The organism is Mycoplasmopsis mustelae, from assembly GCF_004365095.1.
Lineage (GTDB): Bacteria > Bacillota_I > Bacilli_A > Mycoplasmatales > Metamycoplasmataceae > Mycoplasmopsis > Mycoplasmopsis mustelae.
The window spans coordinates 34,264-58,717 of sequence record NZ_SOCN01000004.1; the positions used below are offsets into that span (position 1 = coordinate 34,264).

Consider the following 24,454-nt stretch of genomic DNA (forward strand, 5'->3'; position numbering starts at 1 on the left):
ATATTTAATCTGCTTTATAACCCTTGCCAGCACGGATTTTTCCATTTTCTCCGTGGATGTAGTATGTTCCAGAATTCTTTTTAGCTAAATCTCTTGCATATGGAACCGCTTCTTTTTGTGTTTCAAAAAGAATGGATGCTCTTTCTGAGCCTTCGCGACAAACTCTTCATTTCCCTTTTTCTTTATCTAAGGTTATATGTCAAACCGGTTTCATCTCTTTTTTATCTGCCATTATTTATCTAAACTCCTTGTCTAATTCATCAATTCTTGCTTGGTGTCTTCCGCCTTCATAATTAGTTTTTAAGTATTCATCAACCATTTTTTTAGCTGATTCAATACCAATTTGACGACCACCGAAAGTTAAAACATTAGCATCATTATGCAATTTTGCTAAATGTGCATCTTCTACAGTTGTAACACGCGCTGCTCTAATGTGTTTGTGTCTGTTTAAAGCATATGAAATTCCTAAACCAGTCCCACAAACCCCAATTCCAAAAGCAGGCTTTTCTTCTTCAATAAAATCTGCCATTTTATGTCCTTGGGTTGCATATGAAACCGGAAAGGCATCAGTACTTGGTCCTAAGTCCTTTGTTTCATAACCTAATGATCGCACATATTCTTTTAATTCTTGTTTAAGTTTAAAACCAGCGTGATCGCTTGCTAAAACAACAACTTTCTTATCCATAAATTTTCCTTTCAAAATTATTACAGAAATTATACAATATCATAAATAATCTGTAATAAAAAAATGAATTTTTTAAGTATAATATTAGGGAAAAAAGTAATTTTTATATAACAAGAACTAACTTAGAGGCTTTATGAATAATGAAAGAAAACAAGACAATATCATAAACTACATCATAAAAAAAGAAAATTATATGTTTGACTATGTCATATATAACGATATCGTTAAATATAGTTATGATTCTTCTATAATCATTCATAAACAATCCATCCCTCATAAACTTTATGAAAAAATTCTCGTTATTCCTGTCAAATATTTTTTAGAAAAATCAGAAAATAATGTTTTAAATTGCCTTCCAAGTCAAGGTATTTATATTCTTTTAGATTCCTTGAGAGTAAATGAAAGTATTAATAAAATAAATTTTTATGTCGGGCAAGTAAAAGAAAGACTGACTGAAAATGCTTCAATTATTTCTAGAATTAAAGAACATTCAAAAAATTCTAAGCCAATTGAAACAGTAGTATTTATCTATAACGAGCATAAAAATTTAGATTGAAATTCTCTCGGGATTTGAGAATATACAATTTATAAATCATTTAAAGATAACAAAATTTTAAATATCTTAAACAAACAAGAACCATCTTATGATAGATCTAATAAAGATAATATTAATCAAATAATTAATATTAACAACGAGTTTGTAATGCCCATTTTAGAAAATATCATTTCTAAAATTTTCTATGACTTTGTTTTAAAAAATGATTTTTATTTAACAAAAGAAAATAAAGAATCAAAAACTCAAATTGAAAATCTTGATAGAACAAGTCAATTAGAATCTGAAAAATTATTAATAAATACAAACCAAATTCCCAAAGAAACCTTAATAACAAACAATAATCAAAGTTCTACTAATAAAATCCAAACATTTAGCAACAACTGATATGTCATATGGTCTGAAGTTTTAGAAGATGGACAAAAAATAAGACATAAAACTAATGTTGTTTATAAAAATAATTTATTTGTTTTACCTAAGGGAGAAAAAATTAGACCAACTCACCCTAAAATTCAACCACGAGAAATAAGGAGAAGAAATAAATTATTTTCAAATACTTCCCTTTCGCGCGATTTCATATTATTAAAAGATGTCGAATTTAATTCACCATCAGCGGCCGGTTCATTTGTTATGGGCTATTTCGTAAATGGATATGATACATTAGTTAATGAAAATGGTATAAAGCTTTCTAATTTTAGAGAAATTCTTAAGATGACAAAAAATAATAAAGATAACAAGGAAAAAGAAGACAACAAATATACAGGTAGTTTGTGACATATTTCATGGCTAAACCCATTTTTGAAACAAAGTAAAATTAAACAAAAAGAATTTACTAAAATTTACTTCAAAGAAGATGAATTTATTGTTCCAAAAGGTGAAAAAATCAGACCCAACACCAACAAAACCTTAAGAAGTCAGATTGAGAAAAGAGATAATTGAATAAAAACTAAAAAACTTTCTAAAGATTTCATTTTATTAGAAGATTTTAAATTTAATAAAAGTTCTGGTGTTTCAACTTTTGTCTTAGGTCTCTCTTCTAGTGGAAACGAAGTCATATTAAATGAAAAAAATATAAAATTAGGTAATTATTTAAAACAAAAAAAATGATATCAAAAGACAAAAATTAGTAGAAATAGTAACAGTTTTATTAATAGCGATCTCACCAAATGATTTACCACATGAATTGATGATAACAGACAAAAACATAAAACCACTATTTATTACAAGGATGGAATTTTTATACTACCTAAAAATACATTAATAAAAAAATCTAATGACAATGATTTTTATTCTCTTTTAAAGGATAAAAGAGACAAATTTATAAAAGAAAGCAAATTATCTCCCGATTTCATTACATTAGAGGATTTACAATTCAAAACACCAAGTGCAATTCATAATTTTATTACATTTAGCAAATCTAACGGTAAAGTTTATCTTTTTAACGATAAAACTAGGGAAACTTTTAGTGAATATATCAATAAAAAGAGTAAATAATAAAACTTCTTCACTTTCTAAATAAGAAATTAATTATGGTAAAATTTCTAAATATGAAAAATAATAAAGTATCTCTTGCTTGCGAAATTTGTCGTAGAAAAAATTACACAACTAACAAAAGCAATCAAAATGCCGCAAGACTCACAGTAAAAAAGCATTGCATCCATTGTCAAGCACATACATTACACAAAGAGGAGGTTTAATGCAACAAAATACAAACAATAATGTCGCAGAACAAAATAATAAACCAACTCGCAAAAAGCACTATTGATTTAGAAAATTAGTTAAAGATGTTAAACGTGTAAGATGACCCGATTCCAAAACTAATGCTAAAAACTTTATAAAAATACTTATTTTTACTTTATTATTTGTTGTGTTTGTGTCTTTATTAACTTACGGATTTACACAATTATGAAACGTATTACACATTTAGGAGACTTATGGATAATTTAAAATGATATATGATTTCAACCGTTAGAGGTAAAGAAGATCAAGTTATTGAATCATTGAATAATCGGATTGTTGCTGAAGGTTTAGTAGATGATTTTGATAATAATGCTACCGATTTAGGGGCGTTTAAAATCTTTCTTAAACCAACTTTAACAGCAAAAGAGCAACAAAAAAAACTAGCTGGTGAAGAATATAAAATTAAATATATAAATTTATATCCTGGTTATATTTTCGCTAAAATGCATATGACTGACAAAGCCTGATTCTTAGTGCGTAATACTCAATATGTAACTGGATTAATTGGTTCATCCGGAAAAGGAGCAAAACCTACACCAGTTAGTGAATTAGAAATTAGAAAAATGTTCAAAACCGAAAAACAAGCAACCGAAAAATTTAAATCTAACAAATTTAATTTTGGTTACCATGAAAACGATTTTGTAGAAATTATTGATAAACCATACGAAGGTTATATCGGACAAATTTTGAAATTAGATCCAAAAAACAAAGAAGTGACCTTGTTGATTGAAAGATATGGTAAGAAAATTGAAATAACTTTAAGTACCGATTCAATTCGCGTTTCAGATACCAAATAAAACAAGGTTTCCTTGTTTTATTTCTATTTTTTAAGATAAAAGTTCAAAACATATAAAAAGAATTATTAATTATGAAAAAAAATTTAGCTAACCAATTACGACCCGAAAAATTAGAAGATATTGTTGGTCAAGAACATATTAAGAAACTTCTCAAAGAAGTAATTGAAAATAAAATTACTTCTAGTTTTTTATTTTTTGGCGAAAGCGGAATCGGTAAAACTACAACTGCATTGATGTTAGCTAAGCAATTAAATCTCAAATCCGGTTATTTTAATGCATCCGTAGATTCTAAAGCTGATTTAATTAAAATTTTAGATAATTCTGAAGTTATTATTATTGACGAAATCCATCGTTTAAATAAAGACAAACAAGACATTTTATTATCATATTTAGAATTTGACAAAATTATTGTATATGCAACTACAACCGAAAATCCTTATTTTAAGGTGAACCCAGCCGTACGAAGCCGTATGCAAATTTTACAATTTTATAAAATCTCTGAAAATGAGATTGCTGCTGCTTTACGTAAAATTATCAATAAACGTTTTCAACATTTAAATATTAGTGATGCAAATTTATTAAATTTAGCACAATATTCAGCAGGAGATTTAAGGGCTAGCATCAATAATTTAAACTTATTGGCACTACTTAAAAAAGACAACCAAGAAGTTAGTCAAAGTGATTTAAAAACAATTGTACCTAACATTAATTTTTATAGCGATGCTAAGCAGACGGCACATTACAACAATTTGTCAGCATTTCATAAGTCTTTACGAGGTAGTGATGTAGATGCCGCATTATATTATGGTTTTCTAATTTTACAAAGCGGAGATTATGATGGATTATTTCGTAGGATGTTAGCGATGGCTTATGAAGATATCGGCCTAGCAAACCCATTAGTTGCTTTAAAAATTGAAACTGCAATCCGCGTTTTTGAGCGTTTAGGACTACCCGAAGGTGAGTTAGCATTAACTACTGCTATAATTGAATTAGCTACTTCACCAAAAAGTAATTCGGTAGTAATCGCACGCGATAAAGTTAAAGCAATGCTTTCGGAGGGTAAAATTTATCAAATTCCTAAACACCTGAAAGATGCACATTATAAATCAGCAACCAAATTAGGTGACGGAGTCAATTATCAATACCCACACAATTTTTTTATGCATTGAACGCAGCAAAATTATCTCCCTAATGAACTTTTAAATACAAAATTTTATCACCCATGTAACAATAGCAACGAACAAAAAATTCAAAATTATTGAAAGCAACTCAAAAATGATTGAAAAGCATATTATAATAAAACAAAGGAGAAATAATGAAATTAGAAGACATTAATTCGCTTGAAGATTTAAAAAAAGCAAAAGCAAAAATCTTTGGTAATGATGGAGAAATTTTTAAACTACAACAACAAATCAAAACCGCAACAATTGAAGTAAAAAAACAATTAGGAAAACAAATTAATATTTTAAAACAAGAATATGCTACGTTTTTTGATAAAGCTGAAAACAGGTTAGAAAAATTAGCAATTGAAGCAAAAATTAACAATGAATTCATTGATGTTAGCGAACCTGGATTAAAACCTGGAAGTTTGCACCCAATTAGTATCATTGAAGAACGTATAAAAACATGATTTATTCAACACGGATACTATCAACAACAAGAAGGTGAGATTGTTTCAGATTTATATAACTTTGAGAAACTTAACATCTCAGTAAATCACCCAGCACGCGCAATGCATGATTCATTATATTTAAATGCAACCACCTTGCTCAGAACCCATAACACTGGAATTACTGCAAAAGTTTTAGAAGAAAATCCTAATAAAGAGATCTCAACTTTTGCAATTGGTAAAGTATATCGTAACGACGAAGATGATGCAACCCACTCGCACCAATTTACTCAACTGGATTTTGTTTGTGTTGGTGATGTTAGTTTTCCAAATTTAATTTGAACTTTAAAATCTTTTTTATCCTATGTTTTAGAAGAAGAAATTCAGGTGCGTTTACGTCCCAGTTATTTCCCGTTCACTGAACCCAGTGTTGAAGTAGATATGTTTTATAAAGATCGTTGAATTGAAATTTTAGGAGCAGGAATGTTACATCCAAATGTTTTAAAATTAGCAGGATTTGATACACAATTTAACGCCTTTGCGGCCGGGGTCGGTTTGGAACGATTAGCCATGATTAAATATGGTTTGAACGATATTCGTGATTTATATCGTAACGATTTAAGAATTTTGGAGCAATTTAAAAATGAAAGATAGTTTTTTAAAAATTTTACAAATCGAAGGTCGCAAACCATATTTTGAAAATATTTTGTACGAATTAAAAAACGCAGAATTAAATAAGCAAGTTATTTATCCACATCAATTAGATTTATTTAGACCGTTTGAGTTTTTTCAACTCCAAGATACCAAAGTAATCATTTTAGGTCAAGATCCATATTATTCTAATGATTTCGCTGATGGTTTAGCATTTTCAACGCGTCAAAAAACTACTCCTAAAAGTTTGAATAATATTTTTAAAGTACTTTTAAACGATTATCCAAACACTGAAATTCAAACTAATTCCTTAGTTTCGTGAGCTAAACAAGGCATATTATTAATGAATGTAATTTTCAGTGTGATACAAGGGCAACCTAATTCACACACCAATATCGGATGACAAGCATTTAGCCAGGCAGTAATTGAGGAAATTATTACTCAAAATCCAAATGTAATTTTAGTTTTATTAGGACAACAAGCACAAAAGTTTGCTAATAAATTACACAACATAAAACAATTAAATCCAGATAATATTATCAAAACTTCACATCCCTCACCTTTTAGTTATCAAAAAGGTTTTCATAAATCACAATTATTTAAAAACATTAACAATCGCCTAAAAAAACAAAACCAAACTGAAATTAATTGAAATTTATATAAAGGAGAACGAGCATGATAGTGTCTGTAAAACATTTAAATAAGTTTTTACCTAATCTTAAATTAGATCCTTATGATGTTGAAAAAGCTTTCAATGAACTTGGTTTTGAAGTAGAAAGTGTGCGTAAGTTTTCCGATGCTGAAGGAGTAATTTTCGCAGAAGTTTTAGATGTTTTTAAAAACGAAAATTCTGACCGTTTAGATGTCGTAAGGCTAAAGACAAAATTAGGTCAATTAACTATCCAAACCACCAATCGAATTTTAAAAGTTGGTGATTTAGTGATCTGTTTTCCTGAAGGTTCTAAAAAGGGTGAACAAGTTTTTAAAAACGTGCAATTAAAGGGCCATCCATCACAAGGGATGTTGGCTTCGTGATCCGAAATCGGATATCAATGAGACCTTTTAGAGCATGCAGATCAATTATTAGTTTTACCCAAAAATTTTGCAGGCATCGATGATGATCCCATGCAAGTATTAAACATCGATGATTATATTATTGAAATTGCAATTAATGCAAATCGCAATGATGCTAACTCTTATTACGTTTTAGCTTTAGAATTAGCTGCTTATTATCAAAGTGAAATTAATTTTAATTTAAGTGATGTGAAAGCAAATTTTCAAAGTGAATTTCAAGCCAGCAACGGTAAAGCAGATCATTTAAGCTTTAGTGAAATTCACGGAAATAAACAAACAAGTATTTACGAAAAAACTTTATTAGCAAAACACGGTTTTTCAAGTTTATTTGATTGAGCCGTGAATCTGACCAATCTAACTTTACTAAACATTGGTGTACCAGTACATGTTTATGATGCTAAAAAAATTAACAAAAGCATTGTAGCCGATTTATATACTGGTGAAGTAGAAATTTTAGGCACTAAAAGAATTGCCGTAAATGATGTTTTAGCAATTAAAGATGATGACGAGGTTATTTCTTTAGCTTGTGTAATGGGTCTAGAAACTACAAAAAGTTCTCAAGCAACTCAAGAATATTTATTTGAAATTGGGGTCTTTAATCCAAAATTCGTACGCCATGGTGCGAAGGAAATAAAATTACTTTCTCATTCAGCCACACAAGGCTCTCGTATAATTACCCCCTATTTAGCAGCATTAGCAATGCAATATATTAGAAATTATTGTTCGGATTTAAAAGTTTCACAAATAATTAATCCTATTAAAGTAAACCCTTTAAAAAAGATTACTATCAATGAAAATACCTTATTAAAATATGCCGGAAACAATGATCTTAAAGGTTTTGATTTAGCAATCAAAAAAATGCAAATTTTAGGATTCTATTTCAAAGATCCATATTTTATAATCCCTGGATATCGTTATGATATAGAAATTTTTGAGGATATAATTGAAGAAATTTTTAGATTTTATTCATATAAAAACTTTCAACCTAAAAGTTTCAAAACTACACCTGCTTTAATTCATCAACGTGATATTAATAAAAGTTTTTTTCAACACCAAGGATATACCGAAACAAGAACTTTTAGTCTTGTTTCGCAACAAAGAAATTTTTTAAATATCTTTAATTTTAAAGAAGATATCAAGCTTTTAACCTATGTTTCAAAAGAACACGAATGCATTCGTAACTCTATTATCACTTCACTACAAGAAGTAGTTATTTATAATCAAAAACGTAAAATTTCTGCAATAAACATCTTTGAAAGAGGAATGATTAATTACAACCACCAGGTTTTTGGTCTTGCCTCAACCACCAAGACATTCGCTGAAATCAAACAAGATATCATTAACTTCGTTTCGGTGGATTTAGAATTTCTTCCACTTAAAAATAATCCATTTATCCATCCTAATGTTTCAGCATACATTTTATATCAAAAACAAATAATTGGTTGATTAGGTAAAATTCATCCTAAATATGACACAACCAACGCTTTCTATGCTGAGTTTTATGACTTGAACTTTAAAACAACAACTAAATTTAAAGCAATTAACACAAATCCTTTAAAAACCTTAGATTTAACATTTGAGTTATTAGAGCATCAAAATATGAATGAAATTATTAATGACATTAAACAATGTGGTGAAATTTATCAAATCATTAAAATTGATGATTTTCAAAAAGAACATTGCCATAACATTACATTAAGAATTACTGCATATGACACTGTAATTGAAACTTTAAATCAAAAATTTAACAAGTAGGTAAATTATGTATAAAAAAATGACATTACATGACAAAATAGTTTCTGATGCTATTAACAACGAATTATTAAGACAACAAGAACATATCGAACTAATCGCTAGCGAAAATTATGTTTCCGAGGATGTTTTAAAAGCACAAGGAAGCGTTTTAACCAACAAATACGGTGAAGGTTATCCTAACAAAAGATATTATGGTGGTTGCCAGAACGTTGACATTATAGAACAAGCGGCAATTGATCGTTTAAAACAGCTTTTTGGAGTGAAATATGCTAACGTACAACCATATTCAGGATCAGTAGCAAATGCTGCAGCAATCGCTTCTTTAGTACCATCAGGCGGAAAAATTATGGGATTATCTTTAAATAGTGGTGGTCATCTAACCCACGGTTATAAAATTTCTTTTAGCGGGATATTCTATAATTCAGTTTCATATGATTTATCTGCTGATGAATTATTAGATTATGATGCAATCGAAAAATTAGTGCTAGCAGAAAAACCTGATTTAATTATATGTGGATATTCATCCTATTCGCGTTTAATAGATTTTAAACGTTTTCGTGAAATTGCAGATAAAGTAGGAGCAAAATTATTAGCAGATATTGCACATTTAGCCGGGTTAATTGCCGCTAAAGAATTTCCTTCACCTATTGGTTATGCAGATGTTATCACATCTACTACTCACAAAACTTTACGTGGTGGTCGCGGTGGAATTATTATGACTAATGATGAAAATTTAGCTAAAAAAATCGATCGCTGAGTATTTCCTGGATATCAAGGTGGTCCATTATTTCATGCAATCGCTGGAAAAGCAGTCGCTTTTTATGAAGCACTGCAACCCCAATTTAAAACTTATGCTAAAAATATAATCAAAAATTCACAAACCTTTTGTGAAGCTTTCAAAAATAAAGGAGCAGTGATTGTGAGTGGTGGTACTGATAACCACTTATTTATGATTAACGTTTTAAAAACATATCAAATTACCGGGAAACAAGCCGAGGACGTTCTTAATAAAATTTCTATAACTGCCAATAAAAATACTGTCCCATTTGACACGTTACCGCCAATGCAAGCGAGTGGAATCCGTCTTGGAACAGCAGCTATGACTAGTCGTGAATTTACAGAGTGAAAAAAATTAGCAGATATCATAGATACTGCTTTAAAAAATACTAATGAAATCTTATTGAAAACTCAACAAGGAATTAAACTTACTAGAGAGCTATCAAATCAAGTTAAAGCACTAACCAAACAATTTCCAATTAAAAAATCATACCTATAAATCCTTACAAGAAGGATTTATTTTTTACTTAAAAATGCTACAGTTTCAAAATGCGCTGTGTTAGGAAACATATCAAAACCTTGGATAAAATCCACATCAAAGCCTTGTTGTGCTAAAAGTCTAATATCTCTAACTAAGGTTCTTGCATCACAAGAAATATAGATAAAGAAACTAAAATTATCAAGTCATTTTATTATATCTTCTTTCAAACCAAACCGTGGTGGGTCTACAATTACAAAAGTATCTTTTGTATCAACCGGATAAATATCTAAAACATTAAAAACATCACCAGTGATGTATTTGTAATTTGTAAATTTATTATATTTTGCATTCAATTTAGCGGAATTGATCGCATCACGATTTATATCAATGCCCAAGATAGATTGATTTCGGCGGGCAACTAATTGTGAAATAACACCAACCCCACAAAATAAATCTAAAAATAATTTATTATTTTGTTTTTTAACTTTTTGTTTTATTAGTTGGAAAATTTTAGTTGTTATTTCGATATTAATTTGAAAAAACGATGTGATACTGGTTGAAAATTTTTTGCTGAGTATTTGCATTTTAAAATTCTTTTTAGAAAAAACATTACTAATTATGTCATTTTTTGAAACATAAAGCTCAATTAAACTTGGAATTTTCTCTAAATACACATTATATAACTCATGATGCAAGAAGTTTCTAGAATTTGAGCCAGAATGCAATTTTATCAAACAAGACACTTCATTTGATTTGTTGCAACGTAAGGTAATTTCACTAAAAGATTGCAATAATTTTTGTTTTCCTTTTTCAATAGAATAATCATTAATTATTTTTAATATTGTTTTTAAAGTTTCATTTAAAATGGGTTCATTTTGAATTTGTAAATCAGTATTCAATATAATATTATTGCTATTGTTATCATATTCACCAAAAACTAATTTTTTAGCATATATTTTTAAAGGAACACGTATTTTATTACGATAATGTAACGGATTTTCTGCTGCAACAAAATTATGAATAAGTTCTGGGGCAACATTTAAATTACGAGTTATTAAATTTTGCAAATAATTTTGTTTAAATTTGATTTGTTGTGAATATTCTAAATTAATAAGTGGAGCACTATTGGTACATTTATACTGCTGACTATTGCGATATGGCGATCTTTTGATCAATCTAATAACGTTAGCGAAAGCATATTTGGTAGTTTCTTTATAAATTACAACATCAGCTACTTCCCCTACAAAGAAGTTTTTAACAAAAATAGGTTTTTGATGTTGACGCGAAACCCCAAAACCTTCATAACTTAATTCGCTACATTCAACCCGTATTTTTTTATTATTCATAACAAAGATATAATATATCTACCTTTCCATACCTTTTTGTTTTATAAATCTTAAATCCTAACGGAACTTTAACTTCTGTTATTTTATTTGTTTCTACAATAATCTCACCATCATCATTGAGTATTTTTTGTTGCATAATTAACGCTAAAACATCATTCATTAATTGATAGTCTAAATAAGGAGTATCTAAATAAATAAAATCAAATTTGCTCTGATTTTTAGTTAAAAATACTAATGCATCACTATGGATTGCTTCTATTTGATTTGATATATTTAATGTATCAAGGTTAGTTTTAACAATATGAAATGCTTCACGATTTTTCTCAACAGCAACTACTTTTTTGGCACCACGGCTAAAAGCCTCTATTGCTATTGCTCCTGAACCACTAAATAAATCTAAGAAGTTTTTACCTACAATTTTAAATTGTAATGATGAAAAAACCGCTTCACGAACTTTATCAGTAGTTGGTCTAGTAATTTTAAGATCCGGCTGTAAGATTTTTCTATTTCTTAATGAACCACTAATAATTCGTAACATAAATTCTCCTTAATAATAAAACAACTACTATGTAGTTGTTTTAATTTTATCATATTTAACTAACTTTTATTTTAATTGTGTAACTTCTCCGTATAATGGAAACTCACTTAAATAAGAGGCAAAAGGTTGGTTAATTGTATTAAAATTTGAAAGATTTAATACATTAGCATTATAAATGATGGCAACTTGTTCGGTTTGTGCACCAGAAAAGAAACGATAATTATTTGTTCAAATAGTATCTTTTTGATTTTGAATAATTAGTTTGTAATTACCACCATCTTTATTAAGTTCATTTAAAATTAATTTAACTGATTCACCGTTACCGTTATTAATTTCGGTTAAACCAGTAATATCAAAACCAGATTTTTTAATAACTTCAGCAATTGCTTTAATTTTTAAATCTTTTGCTGATGCATATTTATTTACATTTTTATTTCCATAATTCAAAATATTTCAATGTGAAATACGGAGTGTATTTTTTGCTTTTAAATATTCAGAAACTAATGATGGTGCAGTTGCTAAAGTAATGTGGTTTAATTTAACATCCACAAAAACAGGTGCATGATCACTAATTTTATTTCTTATATTAGAATCGTAATTACCTTTTGAATTTGAACTATCATATCAATTATAACTTTTATTTGTAGGTCTATCAGATCTATCAAAAAATTCATTAAAAATCTTATATATATCGATTTTATAAATCAAGTTTGGATTATCTTCTGTAGTTATTGTATTATAACTTGCATCTTCACCATTTAAATAATACATTTTATCATACGGATTCGAATAACCACCTTTTGTGTTCAAAGAGGTATATCAATCTTTTAGTGGGGTATTAGTTTGAGAAACTAAAACTTTATTAACTTCTTGTGGGAAATATTTGTCAATTTTAAAGTTTTTTGCATCAATATTAGTATCACCGCCAAAAATAACTAAAGACTCATCATTCCCGCTCAGTTTTTTATAGAATTCTAAAACGTTCGGCAACGCCATAAACTCTGAGAACTCTTGAGCTCCGTTCTTAGGAACCTCTAAATTACCAAAGCGCTGGTGAAATAAACTTGAATTTGTAAGAACCTTGGATTCATAATATGAACTATTAGTTTTTGGACCAGGTGAATCAAGATGGTCAAATACAACGACAATAGGAGGACAATCAGAATGTGAAACAACTTGAAATTTAACTCCAAAAGGCGGTCTTACAAAAACACTTTTATTTTCACTTGTTATTTGAGTTTTATCTTTAATTGTATTAGGGGTTGGAGTTGCAACAGTAACACTTTGATATTGATTAGCATTCGCTGTAGGTTTTGGGATAATCTTATCTTTATTTTCCGCTGATTGATCTTCTTGTTTTAAATTAAATTTGTTTTGATATACTCTTTCAGAAATTTTTGGGTCTTGTCCAGAAATATATTTAGCAATTCTATATTTAACAATTACAAAATCACCATCTTTTTGATAATTTATTAATGAATTTATAAAAACTTTGCCACTTTTATTTGTGTTAATAGGATTCTCATCATTAGCAAGTTGATATTCTGTATTATTATCATTTAGTTCAAAAATATATAGTGGGCTTCTGTCATCAGGTAAAGATTTTTGATTTAGATATCTTGTTTCAGTAGGCATCAATAAAATTCTTTTAGATTTATAATCATAGAATAATTTTTGATTTTGACTGATTAATTCATTTAATTTATCTTTAGCAACTAAGTTTAAAAAATTATTCGCATTATCATCCGCTCAATTATCTATTGTATTTTTTTGCGTATTTTGTTTTGTATTATTGAGTTGTTTTTTTGGTTCCGAGTCATTTTTCTCTGTCTGATTGCTTATAGTATTGCTAGAGACATTTATTGAATTATTAGAATTTTCTTCCTTGGTTTCTAGTTTTTGTGTATCTGTAGGTTTATTATTAACGTTGGCTGATGCTAATACAGGATTTTCGGATGTAGTCGTTTTGGGTTGATTCTGATTTATGTTTTGATTTAAATTTGAATCATTTGAATTTTGTTTATTTTTATCATCATGTTTTTTCTTATTTTCACTAGTTGATGCTAAACTAGTTACATTATTACATCCTATTGCAAACGAAATACTTGTTGCCGAAAATACCAAAAAAGCTGTTTTTATAATTTTTTTAAATTCCGCCATAACATACCTCGCAATTATTAAACATTTGAAAATACCATATTAATTATATAAATTTTTTATAATAATTTTATAAATGTTTTGTAATTTTATTCCATAAATATTTATTTAATGAAAGAAATTTTGGTATATTTATAGATATAAATATGAAAAAGAAATTATTACAAATAAAGCGATTTAGTTTTACATTTATGCCTTTGATATCAATCGCTGCAATTACAACTAGTTGTCAAAAAAAATCAGAAACACCTATAGAAATGAAATTCCAAAAACAAATAAATTCATTAAGTAAATTGGGACTGGCAAAAGTTTTAAATTCTGTTGCTGTTAAATGATTTGATAATTTAGATGAAAACAAGAACGCAGAAATAGAAAATTTAAAAAAACAAAATCCTAAGTCATATGAAAACTTAATTTTGTTTAAAGATTCAAACAAAATTACCAACTTTATGGATGAATTATCTAAAAACATTTCAAATAATCCAAACATTAAAGCCATAAAAGATCCTCTGTATAAATCTTTTGAAATAGCAAATTTATATAATCTAAATATAAACAGGGCTTTTATAGGTAGATTTATTTCAATTTTCAATCCAAAAGATGAGGAAATAGAAGAAATTATTAATATAGTTAAATTTTCTGAAAAATTTACTTTTTTAAATAATAGTTCAATTTTTTTTGAATGAATTAATGATTCCATTAATAGTATCAATAATTCAAATAATCCCAATAATTTAAATGTGTTATCTGATAAAATTAAGGTTTTTGAGAGAAATTATGCTAATATCGTAAATAAAATATTCAAAAATACAGATAATTTTGAATATAAAAAGGCCATTACTGAAATAGATGCAATTTCTAAGGAAATTAAGAATTTACAACCTGACATCGACCAGTTCGCAAGAATATATCAACAAACAAAGTATAAAAAAGAGAATTGAAGTTATACCATTGGCAGCTATTATAAAGATAGTATCTCTGATTATCAAAATAATAGAATTGAAAACTACAAAACACTTTCAAAATTAATTAATGAGACAAACGATAAAAGCAAAAAAGAGGAATTAAATAAACTAAAAAATTTATTAACAGAAAGAAAATTTTATCCCGAAAATAACATTGAAAATGATGTAGATTACGATTTCTTTATTAACATAAAAAATAATGATGATATTTTAAAAATAACTTTTTACAACAGAGATCAAAATAATAATTTTAAATTAAACGATTTTGATTTTGACGATAACAATGATTCAAAATTACTTTCTGAAAAAATCCCAGCTAAAACCAAACATTTTGCAAAAGTTTCATTGGTTCCATTTGATTTTAAAGAAATCATAAGTAATAATTTGGAATTCACTAATTTTAATCCACCTCAAAATCTCTTAAGAGAAATTAATCCTTATAAAATATCTACATTTAATTCGTTCAGTGTTGATCAAGTTAGTTTTAAAAATAAAACTTTAAAAATCAACTTAATTAGTTCAAGCAATGATAATACAAACTTTTTTAAATCAAATTCTTTTGAATCATTGCTATATGGTAAAAACTATGCCTTAGTGTATGATACTGATACGTTCATAAAAAACTTGAGATTTGATTTGTATTTTGAAATACCAGATGATTTTTATAATTATATATACCAAGAAATTTATCAAAAAGCAAAGAAATTTATAGCTTCACAACCAAAACAAAATACTATATTATTACAAGACGAAATTAACAAATTAGCCTCTCAATTAGAATTAAAAATAACTTATGATTAAAGGAAGACATTATGCTTATAGGAAATTCAAAAGTAGCAATAGATGCTATTGAAAAATATCATAATATTATTATTTTTCACCACATCCGACCTGATGGAGACTGTCTAGGTTCACAACATGGACTTAAAGAACTAATTCAAACAAACTATCCCGATAAAAAAGTTTACGCTGTAGGAGACAACGTTGGTGTTTTAGATTTTATGAATTATCAATTTACTAAAATCGATGATATAGATTTCAATAATTCATTAGCAATTGTTGTAGACGCTTCTAATGGTAATCGTATTCAAAATGCTGAATTATTATATGAACTAAAAACTACTGCTCGTCTAAGAATTGATCATCATCCAAATCAAGCTGACATTCAATATGAATACAATTGAGTTGATGAACATTATGTTGCTGCAGCTGAAATGATTGCCCAACTGGCATATGACGCTAAATGAAAAGTTACACAAGCTGCATCAGAATTCATTTACTTAGGTATTAATACTGATTCAGGTCGTTTTTTATTCCCTGATACATCCGCACGTACCTATCAATTAGTTGCTTTTTTGATGCAAAATGGTTTTCATCCACAAAATATATTAAGACAACTAAGTAAGCGTTCTGTGCAAGACATCAAAATTGCTGGTAAAATTCTTTCCGAATTTAAAAAAGATGGCAAAGTTTTATACTATGAAATAAAAAATGAATTTTTAAATGAATTTAAGATCAACTCTTTACAAGCTGCAATATTTGTTAATGAATTAGCGAATATCGATGACAATGCCTGTTGAGCTTTATTTATCCAACTAGAAGATGGATTAATCCGTGGTCGTTTACGTTCTAATGGACCTTTAGTTAACAAAGTTGCAAATTTATATAATGGTGGCGGGCATGATAATGCGGCCGGAATTACCTTAAAATCTTGAGATCAAGTACCAGAAGTCATCACAAAATTAAATGAATTAATTTTAGAATGAGAGAATAAATAATGCAAATCGGAAATCTTGAAATTATAACTGAACAATTAAAAAAATATGATCATATCGTGATATTTCACCACATTCGCCCTGACGGAGACTGTTTAGGATCGCAATTTGGTTTAAGAGAATTATTAAAAACTAATTTTCCTAATAAAAAAGTTTATGCAGTTGGTGATGCTAAAAATACGTTTGATTTTTTAGATTTTAAAATGGATTCTATACCAAATAATGAAATTTTATCAAAATCATTAGCCGTTGTAGTTGATGCAAATTTTAAAGAAAGAATTGAAAAAAGAGAACTTTTAGATGCAAACTTATTTGCAGCAACCATTCGAATCGATCATCACCCAAACGAAGATGATTTAGGTGAAAATACCGTGCGTTGAGTTGATAGTTCTTATGTTGCAGCTGACGAAATGATTACTCATTTGGCCGTCGCAAATAATTGAAAAATCACTCAAAATGCAGCAAATTATTTATATTTAGGAATTAATACTGACTCAGGTCGTTTCCAATTTCCAAATGTTAATTCCAGAACGTTAAATTTAGCTGCAAAACTTTATGATGCAGGCTTACAAGCAGACTACATTCATAAAAATTTATCTAAATTATCATTAAATGATTTAAAATTTAATTCTTGATTAATCTCAACTCTTAAAACCAGAGATGGTGTAGCATATATTCAAAACGATTTAGAAACTACTTTAAAATTTGGTAAAACACCACAAAGTTCAGTACGCGTAAACTCTATTGGTAATATTAAAGGTTTTCCGATTTGAGTTCAATTTACAGAAGAAGAAACCGGAAAAATTCGAGTAGAATTTAGGTCAAATGGTCCAATTGTTCGAAACGTTGCTTTAAAATGAGGTGGTGGTGGCCACGAACGTGCTTCAGGTGCTATGCTTGATAGTTTTGATTTAGTAGAAGCAGTAATTGATGATTGTGTTAAGGAAGTTGCAAAATATAATGAAACAAAACTGTAGTAGTCACCCTACTACTTTTTTGCAACATTAGGTATAATCCAAATAATAACTAAAAATAATTTAGTCTAATTGATAACTTATTTTAAATAGCGAAAAAAGTGAAAAATAACTAAAAAAGACACAGTATTTACTATGTCTTTTTATTTGGTAACTTATTTGTTAGCTTTCTTCTTTTTGATTGAACGCGCTGCATATCAAGCACCAATCAATCCACCAATTACCGCAAGAGCAATTAATACTGAGATAACAATAATTGCAGTATTTTTTGATTTTGAAGGCTGTTGGTTTGTAGGATTTGTAGGTTTTGATTCTGGATTTTCAGGTTTATCTTTAGTAGCATCAGCATTATTTGTTGATTGTTGTGATTTAAATATTGATTTAAGTGATTCTGCTAATGTTTGAGATCTGAATTCTGAGAATTTATCATTGGTTGCATTTGATGCTTTAAGCGCATCAAATTCTTTTTGTAATTCTGCTTTTTTCTCAGGATCTTTAATCGAATCAATATCTCTTTGGACTTGATCTTTTAAAGTTTCTTTCTCAACTTTTTGATCCTTAATAGCAGTATTAATATCACTAATTGCTTTAGCTAATTTTTCAGGAGTTGTAGCTGCTTTTAATAATTCTTGGTATTGTTTTTGTATTTCTGGTGATTCTAACTGTGTTACTAATGGTTCAACATTGCTTTTAGCAGCGTCTACTTTATCGTTTGCGATAGTTAATTGATTTTGTGCAAGTTGAATTTGATTTTGTAAGTCTAAAATCTCTTCATTAGTTAATGTATCAGATGCATCTAACTTAACTTTTGCTTTATTTATCGCATCTGAGTATGCTTGATAACTTTCGGGAGTATAAATATCATCTTTATTTGCGATTTGATTTTGAACTAATTGTTTAAAGTTATTTAATGCTTGTTGTTTACGAGACTCTGCATCGTCAGTTGATGTTTTAATTTGTTTTGTAGCATCTTGAAGTTGTTCTAAACTTGCATCTTTATTGTTTAAAACATCTTGAAGTTGTGCTATTTGTTGTTGAACTTGTTTGACTTGATCAGGGAACTTTATTGCATTTTGATTAACAAAATCTTGTGCTTTTTGAATATTTTCTTGTAATACTTGATATTTTTTACCTAAATCACTCAATTCTAATGTTTGATAACTTTGATCAAATTGAGTATTTAAGGCTTGATAATCAGCGATTGTAGCAGTTCCAGAATTAATTTTTTGTTTTAAGTTGTTAATTTCGTTTTGAATTTTAGCATATGTTTCTGGTGTATAGTGACTTGGATTCAATGCTTGCACTTTATCTAAGTTGTTTTCAGCTAGTTGTTGATCAAAAGTTGTGTAATTTAGTAACTTTTTAGCCTCAGTCAGTTTTTGTAATAAACTATCTGCGTTTTGTTGTGTTAAATTAGCAACTGATGTAGCAGCAATTGCATTTTCAGCCAGTTGAGCTAATGATACATATTTAGCATAGTTGTCATCTTGAAAGACTGATTTTGTATCTAAAGCGCGTCATTGCTTTACTTCATTAGTTAATTTTTCAATTACATCATCATTAACCTTACTTGCTGTCACAGCTTGAGTTTCATTTAGTGATCTTTGTAATTGATTTAAGATAGTTTGATTTAAAGGTGCTTCTGATTTAGTTAAAGCATCAATTTGTGCTTTCACAGAATTGTAATTATCCTGATCTTTTTTAGTTCAGTTTTCAAATCCTGCAGGTTGAGCATTGATTGCCGCCTTTAGTGATTCTTTAGTTGGTGTTGTTTGATTTTCAGCAGTTGTTGAATCATTTGTTGAATTTGATTTTGGTGTACGTTTTAATGGAATAAATTCATAAATTTGTGGTCTATGAGTAGTTCAAGTAATTTCAAAACCAACTAATTTTTTATTTTGATCTAAATTTGATAAATCAAATGTCATATATTTAGTTGCCAATAAACCTAAATCTTTAGTTGATGATTCCTTAGTATTTGAATCATATAACATCGCTTTAACATTAGCTGGTGCTAAAACATTGTTATTAGCATCAATCATTCCATCGGAGATGATTGCTAAATCTCTATCTTGATATTTATCAGGTTCAATATAGTATTTTAAACTACCATTTATTTCCTTAGGTTCATAATATGTTGATACGTCACCATCGTGTGATAAATACACGGCGGTGTTTTTAGATGCAGCTTGATAATTTGTTCCTGAGAAATTAGGATCAACAGCATCATAAAATGTTTTACCATTAATTACAATTTCACTAAAGACTACATCACGACCACCCTTTGTATTATCGTTTTTAATTAATTTATTCATTATATCTTTAGTAAAGACAATTTTTAAGTATCTTAAATTTTTATTAGTTGAGGTGATCTTTGAGGCAATTCCAGTGATATCTCAGTATCTTAAATCTGGATGTTCTGGATCAGTTTTAACTCAATTTGCATAAACTTGATCGCCTAAAGTTTTATCACTATAAGATTGTGCATCTTTAACTGAATTTAAGTTTTCAGGATATTCAACATCTGTTGAAGTGGTATTAGTTGCAGTATTATTTGCATCCGAACTAACTGGTACACTTCCTCAATTATATACTTCAGTTCATTGTGCATTTTCTGAATCTGAATCAGAAACTAATACCTTAAAGTATCTTGCAAAATCATAAGTATCTGCGGGAGCATATAGTTTTATGTTATCCAATGCAATTTCTGAACCTAAATCATATTTTATATAATCGTCTTTGTATGGACCACCACCAAATTTATTTGTAGTATCAAAATTACCATCAAAATCATTTCCTGAGTAACGATTTCCACCTCAACCAGAAATTACTTGAATAGATGAATCTATCAATTGACCATATTTATTTCCTTTATTAACCACTACTTCTAAGGTTTCTAAATTAGTTACTGCAGCCGCACTCCGTGCAACAGATTTTGTTGTTTTATGTAAAACTCTTACATAACGTGCGTTTTGATTTTGGTGAGTTAATGTTCCATTATAATCATATCAATCAATTCCGTTACGAGATGTTTGTATTAATACATCTTCCGGAATTGAGCCAGAATTATTTAGTTTTAGCGATGAAATATTATAAATATCTTTTAAATCTAAACCAACATATTTTCCATCATTTGGTAAAGTTATTGATGGGGTAGTAGTTGAATTACCACTTGAATCTGTAGCATATAAAGTATAAGTTGAATTAACATTTTTAGTTTTTAGTTTTGATTTAATATTATTATCAGTGACATCAGTATATAGTAATTTATCCTGTGCAGCAAATACGTTAATATCTATCAACATTCATAAACCTTGATAATTTGAACGGTTTACTATTCTAAAATGTTGTGCTTTGACATAATTAGTTAAAACGTTGTATGAAGAAGGTTTAAGGTGTCCGTATAATTTTCATTGATTATCCATCGGATCTAAATACATTAAATCAGCATTAGGTAATCAGAAGTCACCGCTTCTACGTTTTTGATCAGCTCAGCTTCTGATTTGTGAATATGAACCTTGTTGAACAACTATTCTACTAATATCGGTTGGTTGATCTAATTTAAATGCAAAGTATTCATTTGCTTGAACGTTATTTTTATAAAACGCTGTATCATAAATTTTATCATTGATTTTTGTGTAATCACTATTAGTTACATTATTTCCTTGAGCAGTGTATGGACCAGCACCGGGCCCGGATGAGACATTAACCTTGAAATCTGTAATTTTTGTTAGACCGCTTGATGAAGATGAATCAGAATAATTATCGGCTTGAATTGATATAGTGTTTGAACCGATCTCTTGTGCGTTTTTTGTATTAATTATAAATTCATATATATCTATTCAACCTAATCTATATTTACTTTTAGGAGCATTTGTTAAACCATCAGTTTCATTATCTACGATACGAATTTCGCGAACATTAGCTAAGTCTAAAATTATGTTAAATGTAGGATTTTTTACACCATTTTCGGTTGGAACTTCTCATGTTTTAACAGTAGTACTATTATTCTCTTTATAATCTACAAAATCTTTACTATTTCATAATTGATATGAAACTTTAAATTTCCTGAAGTAATTATCACGACTATTAACTTGGACAGGATTAAATTTCAACCTAATATCTTTAACATATTTTGGTTTGTTAAAAGCATATCCAATTCAATCGCCCGGAGAAATGGAATCTGCATATCTATTATCTGTGGTTCTTCAAAATCTGGTATTACCTAAAATTCTAGTTACATCAATTGGATATCCGGTTGTTCAAGTTCTAGAAGTTTTAAATGTACCAATTATATTGTCGCTATTTTCTTCGTTTAGAGAATCAAAACTATAATTTCATTTTAAATCTAAAAGAGCACTAACTTTATTAACGTAATCTCGTAAATATAAGGCACCTACCTTAACTGCTTTTGAATGATAAGTAAATTCAACTGATTTTTGGTAAAACAATTTTGCTTGGGTCATGAAATTAGAAATTCTATCAATATTTGGCGCCGCTTCATATGAAGCTTCTATAGCCTGGGTGTAATACAATACGGATTCTAATAATGCATCTAATGATTGACTAAAAACATTAATTTCAGTTAAAAAATCAGACTTACTTTTATTTTCTAACAATGTTTTGTTTAATTCGTAAACTGCTTGTAATTGTGGAATTACTTTTTTAGCAGCATCAGCAACATCTTGATGTGATTGAGACGGATCTAAGTCATTATTTGATAATGCAGTTATTTTTTTTGATAACTCCGTAATTGGTGTTTTTAGTGAATCAATCGAACTGGTGTCATCATAAGATGCTTCAGCATTATTTGCATAGTGCATACGAAGCGATTTGAAAACATCCGATTCTGCACTTTGTTTATTTGAATTATTAATTACATAATTAACAGCTGCATCTAAGATATCTTTTTTACGTGCATTTCTTTGTTCTGATTGACTTTCAGTTGGTAATAATTTTCAAGTTGTATTAGCTAAATCAAAAAACCCAAAGCGAGATAACACTTCTGATGAACCAACTGCTGACATAATTATTCCATCAAATTGACTACTATCAATTGCATCATTACCACGAATGTAGTTTTCAGCTAAACGTACAAATAAATCATTGTAATCACTGCTTGGATTATTTGGAAATGGTTTTCAAAAGACCGGTCGAATTTGACGATTACCATTGCTAAATTTTGAAAGAGTATTAGCATCAATATATTGTTTAGTACTATTTGTTCCATTAATCAGTAATGGTGTAACCCCTGATGGTAAATCAACGTAATAATTAAATTTCTCATCACTATTAGATGTGAACTCGTTATCACCAAATTTAGCAACAAATAATAAATTAGTATCTAAATCTGTATAAACTTTCTTTAATTCTTGTAATCAGTTTGTTAAATCAGTTAATAACTTTTTAGTATTATTTCCTGCATCAGCACCTACTTCTACTAAAGCAATTTTTCTAACTCCAGCCTCAATAACTTGTTTATATTTAGCTTTTAATTTTTCTAAAGCTTGAGTGTAATCTTGATGATCTTGCTTTAATTTATCATCTGCAAATGAACTTAAACCAGCAGTAGAATAAACAAAGTTTACTTTAGTATTTTTCGAAACTTCTAAAATGTTTTTTAATATAGCAATTTCTGAATCGGTATAAAGTGTTGACCAACTTTGAGCAGTATTTTTTGAAGTAACTGTGAAATCATTCGCTAAAACGTCTCCTGGTCTGAAGATATAAGTATTAAGTTTATATAAACCAGCAAATTTCATAAAGTCCATAATGCTTTGTGCACCTTTATTTCAAAGGTTGTTGCTTCTTGAACTTGTATTAATAAATCCATCCATTACTCCACGAACTTTTAAATCAGCATAATCTTTAATAGTTAGATTTCTTATTTTAAAACCATCTAGTTGGTTAAAGATATGTCATAAAGTAGTTGCCCCGTAAAAAGCCGCAGTAGCATCTTTAGCTAATAAAGTAATATAACTACCATTATTAAAAGTTCCGGCGTTTAACATATATGAGTCAAGTTTATTATCTAAAGTAGCATCAGGTGTTATTCCTAAAGTCTTTAATTCATTATCAACTAAGGTGTCAGTATCATCTTTAATACCAACTAAAATATTAGTTTTTCCGCTAACAATATTTCTAGATTTTGTATATGTCAAATTTCTTAATTTTAAAACTTGATCAAATCTAGCAATAGTTGCCGCATCAATTCCGTTTTCAAATACTAAGTTAACTTCTGGAGTAATTGATATACTTCCTTCGGTATATTGAATATCTTGTACTTCTGGAAAAATATTATAAGTGATTTCTTGTTTAGTTGAAGTAGTTGTATTTGCAGAAGAATCAGATGCTGTTTCACCCGCAGCAACGGTAGCTACAGTTGCTAAAAGACCAAAACTACCTGCTGTGGAAAGCATATATTTAATTTTCTTTTTAATGTTCATTATTCCTCCATAAATTATTAAAAATAAGTTAATTAAATCTTTAAATTTATATTTAAAAACTTAATTAATTAAATTCAAACAATTTATTAAAATTTATTTTTGTACTCTAATTTTAGTTTTTTTTTTTTTTT

At 28.4% G+C, this 24,454-nt stretch carries 18 protein-coding genes; 12 read left to right on the forward strand and 6 right to left on the reverse strand.

The window, feature by feature from the left end; genetic code table 4:
* Nucleotides 1-4 precede the first annotated feature (4 nt).
* Nucleotides 5-232, reverse strand: a complete 228-nt coding sequence (locus BCF59_RS03295) for a DUF2188 domain-containing protein (protein ID WP_134111212.1) — start codon at nucleotides 230-232, stop codon at nucleotides 5-7.
* A 3-nt stretch (nucleotides 233-235) separates the two neighbouring features.
* Nucleotides 236-685, reverse strand: a complete 450-nt coding sequence (locus BCF59_RS03300) for an RpiB/LacA/LacB family sugar-phosphate isomerase (RefSeq protein WP_134111214.1) — start codon at nucleotides 683-685, stop codon at nucleotides 236-238.
* Nucleotides 686-818: 133 nt separating this feature from the next.
* On the opposite strand from BCF59_RS03300, the gene BCF59_RS03305 reads away from it, so the two are divergent.
* From BCF59_RS03305 to glyA, 9 genes are all read left to right on the forward strand, one after another.
* Nucleotides 819-2,732, forward strand: coding sequence for a DUF4357 domain-containing protein (locus tag BCF59_RS03305; RefSeq protein ID WP_134111216.1), 1,914 nt, complete (start codon nucleotides 819-821; stop codon nucleotides 2,730-2,732).
* 53 nt (nucleotides 2,733-2,785) lie between these two features.
* Nucleotides 2,786-2,935, forward strand: coding sequence for a 50S ribosomal protein L33 (rpmG, locus tag BCF59_RS03310; protein WP_134111248.1), 150 nt, complete (start codon nucleotides 2,786-2,788; stop codon nucleotides 2,933-2,935).
* A complete protein-coding gene (secE, locus tag BCF59_RS03315) occupies nucleotides 2,935-3,165 on the forward strand; it encodes a preprotein translocase subunit SecE (protein ID WP_134111218.1) in 231 nt (76 codons plus the stop codon). Before rpmG ends, secE begins: the two co-directional genes overlap by 1 nt.
* Before the next feature lie 7 nt (nucleotides 3,166-3,172).
* Entirely contained in the window at nucleotides 3,173-3,775 is a 603-nt protein-coding gene (gene nusG, locus BCF59_RS03320) for a transcription termination/antitermination protein NusG (protein WP_134111220.1), read from the forward strand.
* Between the two features lie 68 nt (nucleotides 3,776-3,843).
* Entirely contained in the window at nucleotides 3,844-5,091 is a 1,248-nt protein-coding gene (locus BCF59_RS03325; protein ID WP_134111222.1) for a replication-associated recombination protein A, read from the forward strand.
* Nucleotides 5,091-6,038, forward strand: a complete 948-nt coding sequence (gene pheS, locus BCF59_RS03330; RefSeq protein ID WP_134111224.1) for a phenylalanine--tRNA ligase subunit alpha — start codon at nucleotides 5,091-5,093, stop codon at nucleotides 6,036-6,038. Before BCF59_RS03325 ends, pheS begins: the two co-directional genes overlap by 1 nt.
* On the forward strand, nucleotides 6,028-6,717 hold the full coding sequence (locus BCF59_RS03335) for a uracil-DNA glycosylase (RefSeq protein ID WP_134111226.1): 690 nt from the start codon (nucleotides 6,028-6,030) through the stop codon (nucleotides 6,715-6,717). The genes pheS and BCF59_RS03335 overlap by 11 nt, the downstream gene beginning before the upstream one ends.
* The gene (locus BCF59_RS03340) at nucleotides 6,711-8,864 is read left to right on the forward strand and encodes a phenylalanine--tRNA ligase subunit beta (RefSeq protein ID WP_134111228.1); all 2,154 of its coding nucleotides are present in this window, start codon (nucleotides 6,711-6,713) and stop codon (nucleotides 8,862-8,864) included. The genes BCF59_RS03335 and BCF59_RS03340 overlap by 7 nt, the downstream gene beginning before the upstream one ends.
* Before the next feature lie 7 nt (nucleotides 8,865-8,871).
* Nucleotides 8,872-10,140 carry a serine hydroxymethyltransferase gene (gene glyA, locus BCF59_RS03345; protein WP_134111230.1) on the forward strand — a complete coding sequence of 423 codons (1,269 nt, stop codon included), beginning with the start codon at nucleotides 8,872-8,874 and terminating at the stop codon, nucleotides 10,138-10,140.
* A gap of 17 nt (nucleotides 10,141-10,157) precedes the next feature.
* On the opposite strand, the gene rlmD is transcribed toward glyA, so the two are convergent.
* The 3 genes from rlmD to BCF59_RS03360 all read right to left on the reverse strand — a co-directional run bounded on the left by rlmD (nucleotide 10,158) and on the right by BCF59_RS03360 (nucleotide 14,166).
* Nucleotides 10,158-11,468, reverse strand: coding sequence for a 23S rRNA (uracil(1939)-C(5))-methyltransferase RlmD (gene rlmD, locus BCF59_RS03350; protein ID WP_134111232.1), 1,311 nt, complete (start codon nucleotides 11,466-11,468; stop codon nucleotides 10,158-10,160).
* Nucleotides 11,461-12,006 carry a 16S rRNA (guanine(966)-N(2))-methyltransferase RsmD gene (gene rsmD / locus BCF59_RS03355; protein ID WP_134111234.1) on the reverse strand — a complete coding sequence of 182 codons (546 nt, stop codon included), beginning with the start codon at nucleotides 12,004-12,006 and terminating at the stop codon, nucleotides 11,461-11,463. The genes rlmD and rsmD overlap by 8 nt, the downstream gene beginning before the upstream one ends.
* Before the next feature lie 66 nt (nucleotides 12,007-12,072).
* Nucleotides 12,073-14,166: a hypothetical protein gene (locus BCF59_RS03360; RefSeq protein WP_134111236.1), complete on the reverse strand. Its 2,094-nt coding sequence runs from the start codon at nucleotides 14,164-14,166 to the stop codon at nucleotides 12,073-12,075.
* 143 nt (nucleotides 14,167-14,309) lie between these two features.
* On the opposite strand from BCF59_RS03360, the gene BCF59_RS03365 reads away from it, so the two are divergent.
* The 3 genes from BCF59_RS03365 to BCF59_RS03375 are packed head-to-tail and all read left to right on the forward strand — an operon-like array spanning nucleotide 14,310 to nucleotide 17,880.
* The gene (locus BCF59_RS03365) at nucleotides 14,310-15,929 is read left to right on the forward strand and encodes a coiled-coil domain-containing protein (protein WP_134111238.1); all 1,620 of its coding nucleotides are present in this window, start codon (nucleotides 14,310-14,312) and stop codon (nucleotides 15,927-15,929) included.
* An 11-nt stretch (nucleotides 15,930-15,940) separates the two neighbouring features.
* Nucleotides 15,941-16,906 (forward strand): DHH family phosphoesterase, encoded by a 966-nt coding sequence (locus BCF59_RS03370; protein ID WP_134111240.1) that lies wholly within the window; start codon nucleotides 15,941-15,943, stop codon nucleotides 16,904-16,906.
* Nucleotides 16,906-17,880 carry a DHH family phosphoesterase gene (locus BCF59_RS03375; RefSeq protein WP_134111242.1) on the forward strand — a complete coding sequence of 325 codons (975 nt, stop codon included), beginning with the start codon at nucleotides 16,906-16,908 and terminating at the stop codon, nucleotides 17,878-17,880. The genes BCF59_RS03370 and BCF59_RS03375 overlap by 1 nt, the downstream gene beginning before the upstream one ends.
* A gap of 152 nt (nucleotides 17,881-18,032) precedes the next feature.
* Here the strand turns inward: BCF59_RS03375 and BCF59_RS03380 are convergent, their stop codons facing one another.
* Complete coding sequence (locus BCF59_RS03380; protein WP_134111244.1) at nucleotides 18,033-24,323, reverse strand: beta-N-acetylglucosaminidase domain-containing protein; 6,291 nt, start codon at nucleotides 24,321-24,323, stop codon at nucleotides 18,033-18,035.
* Nucleotides 24,324-24,454: the final 131 nt, after the last annotated feature.